Origin of the sequence: Frondihabitans sp. PhB188, assembly GCF_003752365.1 — a bacterium.
Classification (GTDB): Bacteria; Actinomycetota; Actinomycetes; order Actinomycetales; family Microbacteriaceae; genus Frondihabitans.
This window is the reverse complement of sequence record NZ_RJUO01000001.1, coordinates 1,042,007-1,056,865: the sequence shown is the minus strand read 5'-3', so window position 1 is coordinate 1,056,865 and position 14,859 is coordinate 1,042,007. Positions and strand designations below refer to the sequence as shown.

At 71.0% G+C, this 14,859-nt stretch carries 10 protein-coding genes; 8 read left to right on the top strand and 2 right to left on the bottom strand.

Annotated features, from left to right (window positions below; all coding sequences use genetic code 11):
• The first annotated feature begins 353 nt into the window (after window positions 1–353).
• The gene (locus EDF46_RS04975) at window positions 354–1,178 is read left to right on the top strand and encodes a helix-turn-helix domain-containing protein (protein ID WP_123505118.1); all 825 of its coding nucleotides are present in this window, start codon (window positions 354–356) and stop codon (window positions 1,176–1,178) included.
• A gap of 130 nt (window positions 1,179–1,308) precedes the next feature.
• Here the strand turns inward: EDF46_RS04975 and EDF46_RS04970 are convergent, their stop codons facing one another.
• Window positions 1,309–1,986, bottom strand: a complete 678-nt coding sequence (locus EDF46_RS04970; protein ID WP_123505117.1) for an SDR family oxidoreductase — start codon at window positions 1,984–1,986, stop codon at window positions 1,309–1,311.
• Between the two features lie 244 nt (window positions 1,987–2,230).
• On the opposite strand from EDF46_RS04970, the gene EDF46_RS04965 reads away from it, so the two are divergent.
• The 5 genes from EDF46_RS04965 to EDF46_RS04945 are packed head-to-tail and all read left to right on the top strand — an operon-like array spanning window position 2,231 to window position 10,956.
• A complete protein-coding gene (locus tag EDF46_RS04965) occupies window positions 2,231–3,553 on the top strand; it encodes an ABC transporter substrate-binding protein (protein WP_123505116.1) in 1,323 nt (440 codons plus the stop codon).
• Entirely contained in the window at window positions 3,553–4,557 is a 1,005-nt protein-coding gene (locus EDF46_RS04960) for a carbohydrate ABC transporter permease (protein ID WP_233579833.1), read from the top strand. The genes EDF46_RS04965 and EDF46_RS04960 overlap by 1 nt, the downstream gene beginning before the upstream one ends.
• Complete coding sequence (locus EDF46_RS04955) at window positions 4,554–5,417, top strand: carbohydrate ABC transporter permease (protein ID WP_233579831.1); 864 nt, start codon at window positions 4,554–4,556, stop codon at window positions 5,415–5,417. Before EDF46_RS04960 ends, EDF46_RS04955 begins: the two co-directional genes overlap by 4 nt.
• Window positions 5,414–9,913, top strand: a complete 4,500-nt coding sequence (locus EDF46_RS18675) for an alpha-galactosidase (RefSeq protein ID WP_123505115.1) — start codon at window positions 5,414–5,416, stop codon at window positions 9,911–9,913. The genes EDF46_RS04955 and EDF46_RS18675 overlap by 4 nt, the downstream gene beginning before the upstream one ends.
• A 29-nt stretch (window positions 9,914–9,942) precedes the next feature.
• A complete protein-coding gene (locus EDF46_RS04945; RefSeq protein WP_123505114.1) occupies window positions 9,943–10,956 on the top strand; it encodes a LacI family DNA-binding transcriptional regulator in 1,014 nt (337 codons plus the stop codon).
• A gap of 149 nt (window positions 10,957–11,105) precedes the next feature.
• Here EDF46_RS04945 and EDF46_RS04940 read toward each other — a convergent pair whose 3' ends face one another.
• A complete protein-coding gene (locus EDF46_RS04940) occupies window positions 11,106–11,861 on the bottom strand; it encodes a YqjF family protein (protein ID WP_233579830.1) in 756 nt (251 codons plus the stop codon).
• Window positions 11,862–12,022: 161 nt separating this feature from the next.
• Here EDF46_RS04940 and EDF46_RS04935 point away from each other — a divergent pair, with 161 nt between their 5' ends.
• A complete protein-coding gene (locus EDF46_RS04935; protein WP_233579828.1) occupies window positions 12,023–14,065 on the top strand; it encodes an MDR family MFS transporter in 2,043 nt (680 codons plus the stop codon).
• Window positions 14,066–14,076: 11 nt separating this feature from the next.
• Window positions 14,077–14,712 carry a TetR/AcrR family transcriptional regulator gene (locus EDF46_RS04930; protein ID WP_123505113.1) on the top strand — a complete coding sequence of 212 codons (636 nt, stop codon included), beginning with the start codon at window positions 14,077–14,079 and terminating at the stop codon, window positions 14,710–14,712.
• The last annotated feature ends 147 nt before the right edge of the window (window positions 14,713–14,859 follow it).

Here is a 14,859-nt window from a genome sequence, read left to right as displayed (position 1 = left end):
GCCGCCAAGCTCCTGAACTCCACGTTCAAGACCGACGCCGTCAAGCCCGGACTCCTCGTCGGCACCGCCACCATCGCCGCCCAGATCGCCGAGTAGCACCCACCATCACTGAAGAGCCCGCCGCCATCGCGGCGGGCTCTTCCGTGTCTCCGACTGCGCCGCGCCCGAGGGTCGACGGCGGGAGGAAGTCTTCACCGGGCTCGCCCGGGGGAGATCAGTCCGGGGATTGGATGCTCCGGACGACCCGATGGGGCCCGTCACGCCGAGAGGCGCGGCGGGCTTCGGTGCGTCCGCCGCCGTACTGGTAGCGGCGCACCCACCCGGAGTCGGGCGCGATCGGCCTACCGTGGAGCATGACCGAAGAGCCGAACCCCCTCGGCGAGTTCCTGCGTGCGCGTCGCGAGCTCGTCACCCCCGAGCAGGCGGGAATCCCCGTCGTCGGCACCCGCCGGGTCGCGGGGCTGCGCCGCGAGGAGGTCGCGATGCTGTCGGGCATCAGCGCGGAGTACTACCTGCGGCTGGAGCAGGGCCGCTACCGAAACCCGTCGCTGCAGGTGCTGGAGTCGATCGCTCGCGTGCTCCTGCTCGACGACGAGAGCTCCGCGTACCTGCTCGCGCTCGGCGCCGAGAAGCCGCGCGTCGCCCGCCGTCGGCCCCAGCGCGAGACGGTGCCCCCGGGTGTCCGGCGGCTGCTCGCGCAGCTCCCGCAGCCCGCGTTCGTCGAGGGACGATACCTCGACGTGCTCGCCGCGAACCCGATGGCCACGGCGCTGTCGCCTCGCCTGGCCTCAGGGCGCAACCGGCTGCTCGACGTCTTTCTCGACGCCGACGAGCGCGCGCTGTTCGTCGACTGGGAGCCCGCCACCGAGCAGCTGATCGGGCACTTCCGGCAGGCGGCAGGCATGGACACCGACGACCCGAGGTTCGTCGAGCTGGTCGGGACGCTCTCGATCGCGAGCCCGCGCTTCCGGCGGCTCTGGGATCGTCACGACGTCGGCGGGCGGCGGGGTGCGATCCTGCGCCTCGACCATCCCGAGGTCGGCGAGCTCGAGCTCGGCCGCGAGAAGCTGGTCGTCGGCGAGGCCCCGAACCTCACGGTCGCGGTCTACCACGCCGAGCCCGGCAGCGCGTCGGCCGAGAAGCTCGCGCTGCTGCAGGCTGTCGCCGTCACCCCCTGAGCCGTCGCCCCCAGAGTCGCCCCCGGTTTCGGCGCGCGCCGCCCGCTGCTCGCGAGATGGCCGTGGCCGTCGGGTCGCGTTGCCGCCCCCGACGCCCACGGCCACCTCGGCGGCGGCATCCGTCGTCGGGTCAGGCGCTGGCGATGCCCAGGACCCGGTGGCCGACGGCGATCTGCTCGCCCGACGTCGACGAGAGCGGCGACGCGAGGAAGGCGATCAGGTCGGCGATCTGCTGCGGGCTCGACTGGCCGGCTCCCGCGCGCGAGACCTCGGCTCGGGGCTCGTCGGCCACGACGCCCGGGTTGACCGTGTTGACGGTGATGCCCGAGCCGGCGAGCTCGTCGGCGAGGTTCTTCGCGACGATGTTCAGCCCCGCGTTGCGGATCGACGCCGTGATGTTGCCGGTGAAGTACGCGTTCTGCCCCGAGACGCCGATGATCCGGCCGAAGCCGCGCTGCCGGAGGTGGGGGATCACCTCGTTCGCGGTGCGCAGGAAGGTCATCGCCTTGCCGTCGAACGCGCTGAGCACCTGCTCCGGGTCGGAGAGCCGCTCCGCGTCGAGCGTCGACGCGCTCGGGGCGGCCGTCACGATCAGGCCGTCGAGATGGCCGTGCTGGGCCACGGCGGCGTCGACCCCCGCTTTCACGGACGCAGGATCAGCACCGTCGATCGCGATGCCGTCGACGGCGTGGCGCGACGCCGAGATGGCGATGGCCCCCTCGGCGCGGAGCCGGTCGACGATGGCGGAGCCGATGTAGCCGGCGCCGCCGAGAACGAGGTAGACGCGGTCGGAGATCTGAAGGTCCATGGCTCGACGCTACCCCCGGGGCCCGTCGTCACGATTTTGATAACGTTTTCAGGGGCACCCCTTGCGCCGCCCGAGTTCTCTGATAACGTTTTCAAAAATCGACGGACCGGCACCCTCCGCCCCACCTGACGAAGCCGTCGGGCACTGCGGCCGGCGGCTCCGTCGACCCCGTCTCGCTGCCCACCCGGCGGCGATCTCGGCGACCCCGCACCACTAACCCCTCGCTACGAACTCAGGACACTCAATGAAGAAATCCTCCCTCGCGACCGGCCTGGCGCTGGTCGCCTCGGCCGCCCTCCTCCTCACGGGCTGCGCTTCCGGCGGCAGCCTCTCGGGCTCGGGCGGCGACGACTCGGGCAAGGTCGTCTGGAACGACCCGGGCAAAGACCTCTCCGGCGTGACGCTCACCTACGGCGGCGGCGTGGCCGGCGGGCCCATCGACCAGGTCATCAAGGCCTTCGAGAAGAAGACGAACGTGAAGTTCAAGAAGGTCGCCTACCCCGACCCCTACGAGCAGAGCCTGCTGACGAAGGTGGCGACCGGCGACAAGCCCGACCTCGCCAGCTGGCAGCCGACGACGAGCGAGCTGACGGCCCTGCAGGCACCGACCAACCTGCTCAGCCTCGACGGGGCGCCGTGGCTCGAGAAGATCGACCCGTCGGTCCGCGACATCACCGGCTTCGTCGGCAAGACCCGCTACGCCGCCCTCGTCACCTCGCCGAGCGTCATGGGCATGTACTACAACAAGCAGGTATTCGAGGATGCCGGCATCACCGACGAGCCCACCACCTGGGACGAGATGCTCGCCGACGCCAAGAAGATCAAGGCGGACGGAGGCACCGCCTTCTACGAGGCCGGCGCCACCCAGTGGCCGACCCAGTGGTGGCCGCAGGCCCAGCTCGGGTCGAAGGCCCCGACCTTCTGGAAGGACGTCAACGAGAACAAGCAGCAGTTCACCTCGCCGACGATGCTCACCGCGATCCAGAACTACAAAGACCTGATCGACCAGGGCTACTTCAACTCCGACATCAAGACGGGCACCTTCGAGAAGCAGGCGACCTCGCTCCTGTCGGGCAAGGTCGGAATGGTGCTGCAGGTGAACTCGTACCTCAACCAGATCCAGACCACTGCGTCGACGTCCGAGATCGACAAGAAGCTCGGCTGGTTCCCGATCTCGGGGGACGGCGCCATCGGCACCAACATCCCCGACAACAGCAACGCGGTCGTGGCCTTCAAGACCGGCGACGCGAAGCGCGAGGCGGCCAGCCGTCAGTTCCTGAACTTCTGGATGACCACCGACTACGCCTCGTTCATCAAGGCCGCCGGCACCCCGTCGATCGAGACGGGCGTCGACAGCCCCGCCGGAGTGCCGAAGATCGCCGACACCATCGCGGCGTCGCTCGGCACGTCGGTCGGCTCCATGCAGTCGCTCGCCATCGCCAACCCCGACCTCTACATCAACCTCGCCAACATGATCCAGGGCACGCAGACCCCGGAGCAGGTCGCCGAGACCACGCAGAAGCAGTTCGCCCAGCTGGCGAAGGCCCAGGGCGCGAAGGGATTCTGATGACATCCGCCACCGAAGCGCCGAACTCCGACGTGCTCCGTCGAGACGCCGGCCCCGCCGAGAGGCCGGGCCGGGCTCCCGGAGGGCCGTCGAAGACCGAACGGCACAACACGAAGAATCTCCGCTCGCTCGCGCGGGCTCAGGCGAGGTCGTACCCGGCCTGGTTCCTGATCCCGGCGTTCGCGATCCTCGCGGTCTTCTTCTTCGTGCCGACGATCCTCAACTTCGTCTACGCGTTCACCAACTGGTCGGCCTTCCACCCGGGCGTCGCGTTCATCGGCTGGGACAACTTCGTCTCGCTGTTCAGCGACGGCCAGGTGCTGGTGTCCCTGCGGACGACGCTCATCTACGCGCTTCTGGTGGCGGTGTTCCAGAACCTCTTCGGGTTCGTCCTCGCGCTCTTCCTGGAGAAGGACACGCGGCTCAACCGCACGGCCCGCGTGTTCTTCTTCATCCCCGTCCTGATGTCGTCGCTCGCGGTCGGCTACATCTTTCAGGCGATCCTGCAGCCCGACGGCGCCCTCAACGGCTTCCTCGGCCTGTTCGCCGGCCACTCGGTCTCGATCCCGTGGCTCGGCTCGACGACCTGGACCATCGTGGTCGTCGCCCTCGTCCAGTCGTGGAAGTTCATGGGCTTGAGCATGCTGATCTACCTGGCCGGCTTCAAGACGATGTCGGAGGACGTCCTGGAGGCGGCGAAGATCGACGGCGCCTCCTGGCTCCGCACGCTCCGAAGCATCAGGTTTCCGCTGCTCGCCCCGGCCCTCACCTTCAACGTCGCCACGGCGCTGCTCGGCTCCATGAACGGCTTCGACGTCGTCCAGGGCACCACGAAGGGCGGGCCCGCCCAGACCACCGAGGTGCTCAACATCTTCATCTACCGCACGTTCGGCCAGGGCCTCTACGCCCAGGCGACGACCATGAGCCTCATCCTGTTCCTCGTGGTGATCATCATCGCGTTCCCCGTCATCAAGTTCCTGCGCAAGAGGGAGGAAGTCCTGTGACCGCCATCGGAAGAACCGCTCCCGTCCGGACGTCGCGCCGCCACGCCCGCGACTACGTCCGGCCCATCGGGGTCGTCATCGTCACGCTCTTCGTGGTCGGCATCCCGATGTGGATGGTGCTCGTCAACTCGTTCAAGACCACGGGGGAGTCGCAGTCGCCGAACCTGGCCCTGCCGAAGGTCTGGAACATCGCCGAGAACTACGCCCAGGTCTTCACGCAGGGCGACATCGTCGGCGGCTTCCTCGGCAGCCTCCTGGTCACGGTGCCGAGCGTCGTCGGCGTGCTCGTCGTCGGCTCGGCCGCGTCGTGGGTGCTCGCCCGCCGTACCACCCGCGTCATGTCGTTCCTCTACTCGGTCGGCATCTCGGGCATCGTGCTCCCGCCCGCCGTGATCACGATCGTGCTCACGCTCAAGAACCTCGGCCTCGCGGGTACCGTCCTGGGCATGGTCGGCGTCTATATGGGCATGTTCATGGCGACGGTCATCTTCTTCGTGACCGGATTCGTCCGCAGCATCCCGGTCGAGCTGGAAGAGGCCGCCCGCATCGACGGCGCCCGCCCGACCCAGGTCTACCTGCGGATCATCCTGCCGCTGCTCGGCCCGGTCATCGCGACCGCGACGATCCTCGTCACCCTCAGCGTCTGGAACGAGGTCTTCTACGCGTTCTTCGTGCTCGGCGGCGGCTCGACCTCGACCCTCCCGCTCAACCTGTTCCAGGTCGCGTCGCAGACGCAGTACACCCAGAACTGGAACCTCATCTTCGCGTACGTGGTGATCATGAGCCTTCCGATGCTCATCGTCTTCATCGTCGCCCAGCGCCGGATCGTCTCCGGCATCACCGCAGGAGCAGTCAAGTGACCCTTGCCCCCGAGCGCACGTCGGGCCGCCTCGACAGCGTGACCATCGAGTTCGGCAACGACGACCTCGAGATCGTCCTGAGGCAGGATCCGGGCGAAGCCCTGCGCGTCCTCCGCCTGGGGCGCCGCGGGTCCGCCGCCGATGCGCCGTCCGGCCAGCCTGCCGTCGAGGTCGTCACCGTCGACTCGGGGCACGCTCCGTCGACGTCGCGGCTGACGCTGGGCGACGTGAGTGCGCGGCTGCGCTACGCCTCCCACGTCGAGGAGGTCGACGAGCGGGGGTGGCGGTCGCTGGTGGTGACCCTCGAGGAGGACGGCCTCGCCGGCGGGCTGTCGGCGTTCCTGCGCCTCTCGCTCCCGTCGACGGGCCTCGCCGTCCGCTCGACCGTGCGACTGGAGAATGCCGCGGGCGCAGGAACTCGGGTCGTGCGCTCGGTCGCGAGCCTCGCGCTCCGGGTCGGGCTCGGCGACGCCGCGGTCTCGAGCCCCGACGACCTCCTTCTCGCCAGCGCCGCCAGCGACTGGATCGGCGAGGCGCGCTGGTCGCGGAAGCCGCTCCGAGAGGCGGGTCTCGCCGACCTCCGTCTCGCCGAGCACCGGACCGGCAGCCGCGGCGCGATCGTCGCCGCCTCCGAGGGCACCTGGTCGACCTCGCGGGCACTGCCCACCGGCGTGCTCGAGGCTGGGTCTGGCGGAGCGCTCGCCTGGCAGATCGAGCACAACGGCGGCTGGCGCTGGGACATCGCCGAAGACGAGCAGGGCACCTCGCTCGCCCTCTCGGGCCCCACCGACGCCGACCACCAGTGGCTGGGCGTGCTCGCGGCCGGCGAGTCGCTCGAGACCGTCCCCGCGACCGTGGCCGCCGGCGACGACCTCGAGGGCGCCATCGCGGCCCTCACCGACTTCCGGCGTGCGGCCCGGCGCCCGCACCCCGACGACGCGGCGCTCGGCGTGGTCTTCAACGACTACATGAACACGCTCATGGGCGACCCGACGACCGAGAAGCTGCTGCCGCTCATCGACGCGGCCGCCGAGACCGGCGTCGAGTACTTCGTGATCGACTGCGGCTGGTACGACGACGACTCGGGCTGGTGGTTCTCGGTGGGCGACTGGCAGCCGTCGACCGTGCGGTTCCCCGGCGGTCTCGACCGCGTCATCGCGCACATCCGCGACCGCGGCATGACCCCGGGACTCTGGTTGGAGCCCGAGGTCGTGGGCGTCACGAGCCGAGCCGCCGACACGCTGCCGGCCGACGCCTTCCTGCAGCGGCACGGGGTGCGCATCGTCGAGCACGGCCGCTACCACCTGGACTTCCGGCACCCGGCCGTCGTCGCCCACCTCGACGAGGCCGTCGACAGGCTGGTGACCGAGTTCGGCGTCGGCTACTTCAAGCTCGACTACAACATCAACCCGGGCGCCGGCACGGACGTGGCCGCCACGAGTCCCGGGGCGGCCCTGCTCGACCACAACCGGGCGCACCTCGCGTGGCTCGAGTCGGTACTCGATCGCCACCCCGGGCTCGTGCTCGAGAACTGCGGGTCGGGCGCCATGCGCATGGACCAGGCGATGCTCCAGCGCCTGCAGCTGCAGTCCACCAGCGACCAGCAGGAGCCCGAGGCGTACCCGCCCATCGCGGCGGCGGCCCCGCTCATGATGCTCCCGGAGCAGGCCGCCAACTGGGCCTACCCGCAGCCGGGCATGGGCGACGAGGCGCTGGCCTTCACCCTCTGCACCGCCCTTCTCGGGCGCTTCTACCTCTCGGGCCACGTCGACACGATGTCGATCGCGCAGACCACCCTCGTCGCCGAGGCCGTTGCCGCGCACAAGCGCATCCGCGCCGACCTCGCGGTCGGGCACGCGTCGTGGCCGCTCGGCATCGACCAGTGGGACGCCCCCTGGGTCGCACTCGCCATCGGCTCCGCCGACGCGCGCTACCTGACGCTCTGGCGCCGCGCGGGCTCCGTCGCGACGATCGAGGTGCCGCTGCCCGACCTCCGCGGTCGGGAGCTGTTCGTCGACACGGTCTTCCCCGCGCGACTCGATCCGTGGCAGACCGAGTGGGACGCCGCCGCAGGGATCCTGCGCGTGCGCGCCACCGGCGGCGAGGTCGCCGCGCGCACCTTCCGGCTGACGACCGAGCGGCCCGCTGTCACCGTCGTCGTCGACGCGACCCAGACAGGCAGCGACGTCCACGGCGGAGCGGCCGGCATGCTCTACGGCCTCGGCGAGCCCGGCGTGCCGTCGCGCGCGCTCGTCGAGGGAGTGAAGCCGCGCACCATGGCTCAGAAGGCGCCGGGCGGAGCCCAGCACCCCGGCGGCGACGCGGCGGTGCTCGCCGACGGCTACTTCGCCGCCGGCGGCGAGGAGATGGTCGTCTACCTCCAGGACGCCCTCCGCGAGTGGCCGTACGAGCAGCTCGGCATCGACGCCTACGCCGACCTCGTGCGCGACCTCGTCGGCCGGGTGGCCGATCGCCGCCGCTTCACCTGGGTGCCCTTCAACGAGGGCGACTGGATCTGGTACTCCGACTGGTCGGAGGCGGGCCGCGCCCGGTTCCTCGCCGACTGGGCGACCGTCTACCGCGCGATCCGCGAGGTCGATCCCGGCGCGCGCATCGCCGGCCCCAACGAGTCGCAGTACTTCCCGGCGCGCGTGACGGACTTCCTGGAGTTCGCCCGCGACGAGGGCGTCCTGCCCGACGTGATGAGCTGGCACGAGCTCTCGCCGTCGTCGCTCGAGCGCTACCCGGCGCACTTCGCGCACTACCGCGCCCTGGAGCGCCGGCTCGGCGTCGGCCCGCTGCCGATCAACATCGACGAGTACGGCAACAAGCGCGACATGTCGAACCCCGGCCAGCTGATCCAGTGGCTGGCGCTGTTCGAGGGCACCGGGGTCGACGCCGACCTGGCCTACTGGACCATGGCGGGCAACCTCGACGACCACGCGGTCGGCACCAACCAGGCCAACGGCGGCTGGTGGCTCCTGCACTGGTACGCCTCGCTCCGAGGCCGCACCGTCGGCGTGACCCTCCCGCACGCCGGCGTCCGCGACAGCGTGAGCGCGCTCGCGGCAGTCGACGCCGACTCGCTCGTGCTCCGAGTGATCGTGGGCGGCACGGCAGACGAGGTCGACCTCGAGCTGCGAGGCGTCGACTGGGCGGGGGAGTCCGCGCGCGTCACCGTCTCGCGCACGACGTGGACGGGCTACGAAGGCGACGCAGGAACTCCTCCGGTCATCCTCACCGCCGAGACGCCGGTGACCTCCGGTCGGGCCTCCGTGCGCCTGCCGGGTGGCGACCCGCAGGCCGCGTACCTCGTCGTCGTGACCCCCGCAGGCCCCGGCGCCGACCCCGATCCCGCGCCGTGGTCGACCGCCGTCGGCGTCGAGTCGGCGCGCATCGTCCAGGCGCCCCTGCGTCGCCACGGCGACGACCCGCAGGAGTACACGGGAGCCGGCCGCTATGCCGTTGCGGGCCTCCCGCACGCGGCGAGCTCGGTCGAGTTCGACGTCGCCGTGCCGGAGGCGGGCGAGTACCTGCTGGGGCTCGTCTACGGCACCGACGCGCGCCCCGGCCTGGTCGAGCTGCTCGTCGACGGCGTCTCGCTCGGCGGCATCGAGCTGCCGGCGACGCTGTCGCGGTTCTACTTCGGCCGGGCCGACGTGCCGGTCGAGCTCGCCGAGGGGTCGCACCGGGTCATGGCCCGCCGTCGCGCCGACGACGAGTCGGGAGCCGGCGATGTGGCGATCGACGGCCTGCGGCTCGCCCGCGCGACGACGGGTGGCACGCAGCGCCGCGGGGCGCTCGACGCCTGGCTCGACGAGGGGGCGGAGCTGGTGCACGATCGCGAGGGCGCCCTCACCGGGCCGATCGCGGTCCGGGTGGGGCCGAGTTCCTGCGCCCGGTTCTTCGTGGCAGTCGCGCACCGGGGTGCGCACCGGATCTCGGTGGCGACGAGCGCAGGAACTCCCCGCCTCGCCGTCGACGGCAGGCCCGTGCCGCTGGACTCCCACGGCTCGGCCACCGTGGCCCTGCCCCTCGGGCTCTCCGTCGTGACGGTCGGCGCCGCCGATGCCGCCGTGGTGGAGCACGTCGACGTCACGGCGTCGTCGACCCCGCCCCTCGCCGTCTGGGATCTCGGTGCGGGCGCCGAGCACTCCCTGCCGCTCGACGCCTCCATCTCGCCGGCGGGCGGGGGTCGTGCCGGCGAATACCTGCTCACGATCGAGTTCGCGAACGCCGACCGCGCGACCGGTCACCTCTACAACGCCGACGTGATCACGAGGTTCCTCGAGCTGAGCGCCGGCGACGCCGTGCAGAGGGTGCCGTTCCGGTTCACGTCGTCGTGGGAGAGCCCCCGCGAGATCAGCGTGCCCGTCACCATCGGCGTCGGCGTGACCGAGCTGCGACTCGGCGCCGTCGACGGCGCACCCGGTCCGCGGCTCGTCCGGGCGACCCTCGACGCGTTCACCACCGGGGTCGCGGTCGTCGGATCGTGACGGAGGTCAGCCAGTACAGTGGGCACACCATGTCGCGTGCCACTGCAAAGCCGGCCAGCATCGCCGACGTCGCCCGTGTCGCCGGCGTCTCCGTGCCGACCGTCTCGCGCGTGCTGACCGGCGCGGCGAAGGTGTCGCCCGACAAGCGCGACCGGGTGCTGCTCGCCATCGACGAGCTCGGCTACCGGCCGAACGGCGCCGCGCGCGCCCTCGTCAGCGGCAAGCAGCGGATCATCGCCGTCATGACCAGCGAGACGGCCATCTTCGGCTACTCCGCGACGATCCAGGGGATCGAGACCGCCGCTCGCGCCGAGGGGTACTTCGTCGTGATCTCCGTCGTCGAGAACCCCACGGAAGACGAGGCGCAGAGGGCCGTCGAGCTCGTGCTCGGCCAGCCGCTCGCCGGCATCATCGTGCTCAAGTTCGACCCGGTCGGCGTGCGGGTGCTCGAGGCGCTGCCGCCCGACATCCCGCGGGTCGCGGTGTCGGGAGAAGTGTCCGACGAGGTCTCCCAGGCCTCCATCGAGGAGGTCGCCGCCGGCGAGGAGATCGTGCGGTACCTGCTGTCGCTCGGGCATCCGACCGTGCACCACGTCACCGTGCCGGCCTCGCGCGACGAAGACCACCGCACGACCGGCTGGCGCAACGCGCTCGTGGAGGCCGGGGCCGAGGTGCCCGAGATCATCCCGGCGACGTGGGACGCCTCCTCGGGCGTCCGCATCGGCCGCCGCCTCGCCGCCGACGACTCGGTCACCGCGATCTTCTGCGGCAACGACGAGATCGCGATGGGCGTCATCACGGGGCTCAGCGACGCCGGCAGGAACGTGCCCGCAGACGTCAGCGTCGTCGGGTTCGACGATCACCCCCTGGCGCGGATCTGGCGGCCGGGAATCACCACGATCGCCCAGGACTTCCCGGGGCTCGGGCGCCGGGCGTTCGAGCTGCTCCAGGCGCAGCTCGACGGCGATGCCGCGGTCGCGCGGTCGACGTCGCGGCCGCCGCTCGTCGTGCGCGAGAGCGCCGGGCCGCCGCGCGTCCGCTGACGCCCCGCCCGGACGCCGCCGTCGAACCCGCCGGATCGGCACACGCCCGCCGTCGCGACGGCGGGTCTGCGCCGCTTCGGCGGGTTCGGGGGAGGCCCCGCAGAGCGGCACCCGTGCCGGCGGCAGAAACCCGCAGCCGCGGCGGGTGCCTAAGCCGAACGCCGCGCCGGCAGCGCGAACCGCGTCGACACGCCCCGTGAGTACAGCACCGAGTCGGGCGGCCGCGCCGCGACGCCGGCGAACCCCGTGGCGGCGAGCAGCTCGTCGTCGAGCTCGACGAGGTCGGCCGCCGTCAGGCTCCACGACGCGTGGTGGTTCGGCCAGAACCGGGTGCGGCCGCCGCGCGCGACGTGCATTCCCCAGCGGGCGGTGAGGAAGTCGGCGCGGGGGTCGTCGACGACGGCGCCGGGCCGCGGGCGCACGACGACGCGGGTGCGGGGGCGGGGCACGGGGCCGTCGGCGGCGGGCCAGTTCCTGCGGCTGGAGTAGGCGATGAGCCCGCCGCCGCGCACGATCGACATGTCGGCCCAGGTGTACGGCAGTCCGAGCCCGACGCGGGCCGTGACGGCGGGGAGGAGCTTCGACGCCTCGAGGGTGCGGAAGACGACGCTGCGGCGTCCGTCGGGGCCGACGCCGTAGAGCCGCACGTTGGTCTCGGCGAAGCGGCCGAGCCACGGCACCGGCGGAAACGGCCCGAACGCGGAGTGCGACAGCTCGAAGGGGATGAGGCCGACCCAGCTGGACCCGTCGAAGACGTCCGGCTCGACGCCGGGTGGCAGGTGCGGCGCCACCAGGGCGGGATCGACGCGCCAGTGCAGAAAGGCGAGGTCGCCCCAGTGCTGCGAGATGACGGCGCGACCGGGCAGCGCCGGGGCGAGACGGCTGAGGGGTTCGGGGGCGGGCACCGGTCGAGCGTACGCGCCGCACATCCGACCGGGCATTTGCGTTGACGGCACTTATGCATGGTGTGTAATCTTGCAACCCTGCAAAACGTCGCCCGCCTCCCCTGCGCGCACTCACCGCAGCGACTTCCGACACCGCACCCCAGCACGCCCCGAAGGACCCCATGTCGACAGCTACCGCACCGCGCCCGGTGCAGACCACGGACGGCTCCAGCCGCCCGATCATGTCTCACCGCCAGATCCTCCTGGTCATCTACGGCCTCATGGCCGGGATGTTCCTCTCCGCTCTCGACCAGACCGTCGTCGGAACAGCGATCCGCACCATCGGCGACGACCTCCACGGTCTCAACCAGCAGGCCTGGGTCACCACGGCCTACCTGATCGTCTCGACGATCTCGACGCCGATCTACGGCAAGCTGTCGGACATCTTCGGCCGACGTCCGCTCTACATCTTCGGCATCTGCATGTTCATCCTCGGCTCGCTGCTGTCGTCGTTCTCGACGACGATGCTGATGCTCGCCGGGTTCCGCGCGGTCCAGGGCATCGGCGCCGGCGCGCTGATGTCGCTGCCGCTGGCCATCATGGGCGACATCCTCGCGCCGCGCGAGCGCGCCAAGTACCAGGGCTACTTCCTCGCCGTCTTCGGCATCTCGTCCGTCATCGGGCCGTTGATCGGCGGCCTGTTCTCGGGCGCGAACGAGATCCTCTTCATCTCCGGCTGGCGCTGGGTGTTCCTCATCAACGTGCCGATCGGAATCGCCGCGCTCCTCATGGTGATCGCCTTCCTGCACCTCCCGAAGGTCGGCGAGAAGCGCAGCCCGCGCATCGACTGGCTCGGCGCCACGTCGGTGATCCTCACCCTCGCTCCGCTCCTCCTCGTCGCCGAGCAGGGCCGCACCTGGGGCTGGGGCTCCGGCCAGGCGATCGCCTGCTACGTGATCGGCCTCGTCGGCCTGGTCGCCTTCCTCGTCATCGAGACGAAGATGAAAGACGACGCGATCATCCCGCTCAAGCTCTTCCGGTCGAGCACCTTCTCGATGGCCACGCTGCTCGGCTTCCTGGTCGGCTTCGCCATGTTCGGCGCGATGCTGACGATCCCCCTCTACCTCCAGATCGTCACCGGCCTCACGCCCACCGAGTCGGGCTTCGCTACCCTGCCGATGATCGGCGGCCTCATGATCGCCTCGATCGTCTCGGGCCAGATCGTCTCGCGTACCGGCCGCTACCGGATCTTCCCGATCATCGGCACCGCGTTCACCGCCATCGGCTTCGCCGTCCTGACCTTCATGACGATCGACCGACCGCTCTGGTTCCTCATGATCGGCATGTTCTTCATCGGACTCGGTCTCGGCCAGCTGATGCAGACGATCACCCTCGCCTCGCAGAACTCCGTCGCCCCTCGCGACATGGGCGTGGCGACCTCGTCGGCCACGTTCTTCCGCCAGATCGGCGGCACGCTGGGCACTGCCGTGCTGCTCTCGGTGCTGTTCTCGCTTCTGCCGACCAACATCGTCCACGCGACGGCCGACAAAGACAACCTCACCGCCGCCCTCGACGCCGCCACGAACCCGACGGTCGCGACCGCGAGCGAGAACGCCGGCGTCATGAAGCAGATCTGGACCCCGATCGTCACTCCGATCCAGAAGCAGATACAGGCGGGCCTCGACAAGGGCACCGCCGCCGCGAAGCAGGCCGCCGACGACGCCGTCACCCAGCAGGTGACCGCCGCCGTCGAGAAGCAGGTGGCCGCAGGAACGGTCCCCGCCGCCGCCCAGCAGACCGTGATCGACCAGCAGGTCGCCGCCGCGACACCCGCCGCGGAGGCCGCCGCCCTGAAGGCCGCTGCGACGAAGGCCCACGCCACCGTGCAGAACGGCGCCCTGACGGTCGACTGGTCGAACGCCTCGCAGCGCGAGCACTACGTCGACCAGGTCGTCCCGACGCTGGTCACGCAGCTCGGCAAGGGCACCTCGTCGAGCAGCTCCTCGGCCAGCGAGACCAGCGACACGTCGTACCTCAACGGCGCCGACAAGCGCCTCACCCGCCCGTTCATGACCGGCTTCAACGCCTCGGCCGTGAGCATCTACTGGGTCGGGCTCGGCGTCGTGCTCCTCGCGTTCGTCCTCTCGCTGTTCTTCCGCGTCCCGCCGCTGCGCCAGCACTCGGCGCTGCAGGAGCAGTCGAACTCCGCCGCCGCGGCCGCCTGATCGACCGCATCGTGACGACCAGCACGGCGCCCGCCCCCGAGTGGCTCGCCTCGTCCGACCCGGACGAGGCCGCCTCCCTCCGGGCGCGCAAGAAGCAGCGCACCTGGCAGGCCCTCCACGAGGCCGCGACGACGCTCGTGCTCGAGCGCGGCCTCGCCGGGGTGACGGTGGAGGAGATCTGCGCCGAGGTCGACGTGTCTACTCGCACGTTCTTCAACTACTTCCCGTCGAAGGCCGCCGCCGCTGTCGGGCTCACCCCTCCGGTGGTGCGCGACGACGTGCTGGAGCGGTTCCGGCAGGGGAGGGGCCAGGCCGACCTCATCGGCGACCTGTGCGAGCTCGTCGCCCACACCATCGACCTCCCGGCCGACCGGGTCCGCATGAAGCGGCTCATCGACCAGCACCCCGAGCTCGTGCCGACCGTGCACGCGTGGATGGAGGAGCTCCGCGGGGCGATCGTGTCGGCCGTCGCCGAGCGCACAGGAACGGCCGAGCCCGGCGGAGACCACGTGGCGTACGTCGCCGTGGCGTTCGTCATGAGCGCGTTCATGGTGGCCGTGCACGGCGAACCGGTCGTGTCGCGGACGGCGCTGGCCGCCGCGCTGCGCGGGACCGTCGCCGAGATGGTGGCGCTGGCGGGCGGCTGAGTTCCTGCGCTCCCAGAAATTCAAGGAGATTCTCACCCTGGGGGCCGCGGCACGGCGATCGACCCGGGGCCGACGTCACAATCTCCTTGAATTTCTCCGCGGCGTCTGCCGGGAGCGGACGGGCCAGCCGCGACCGGGTTCGGCGTG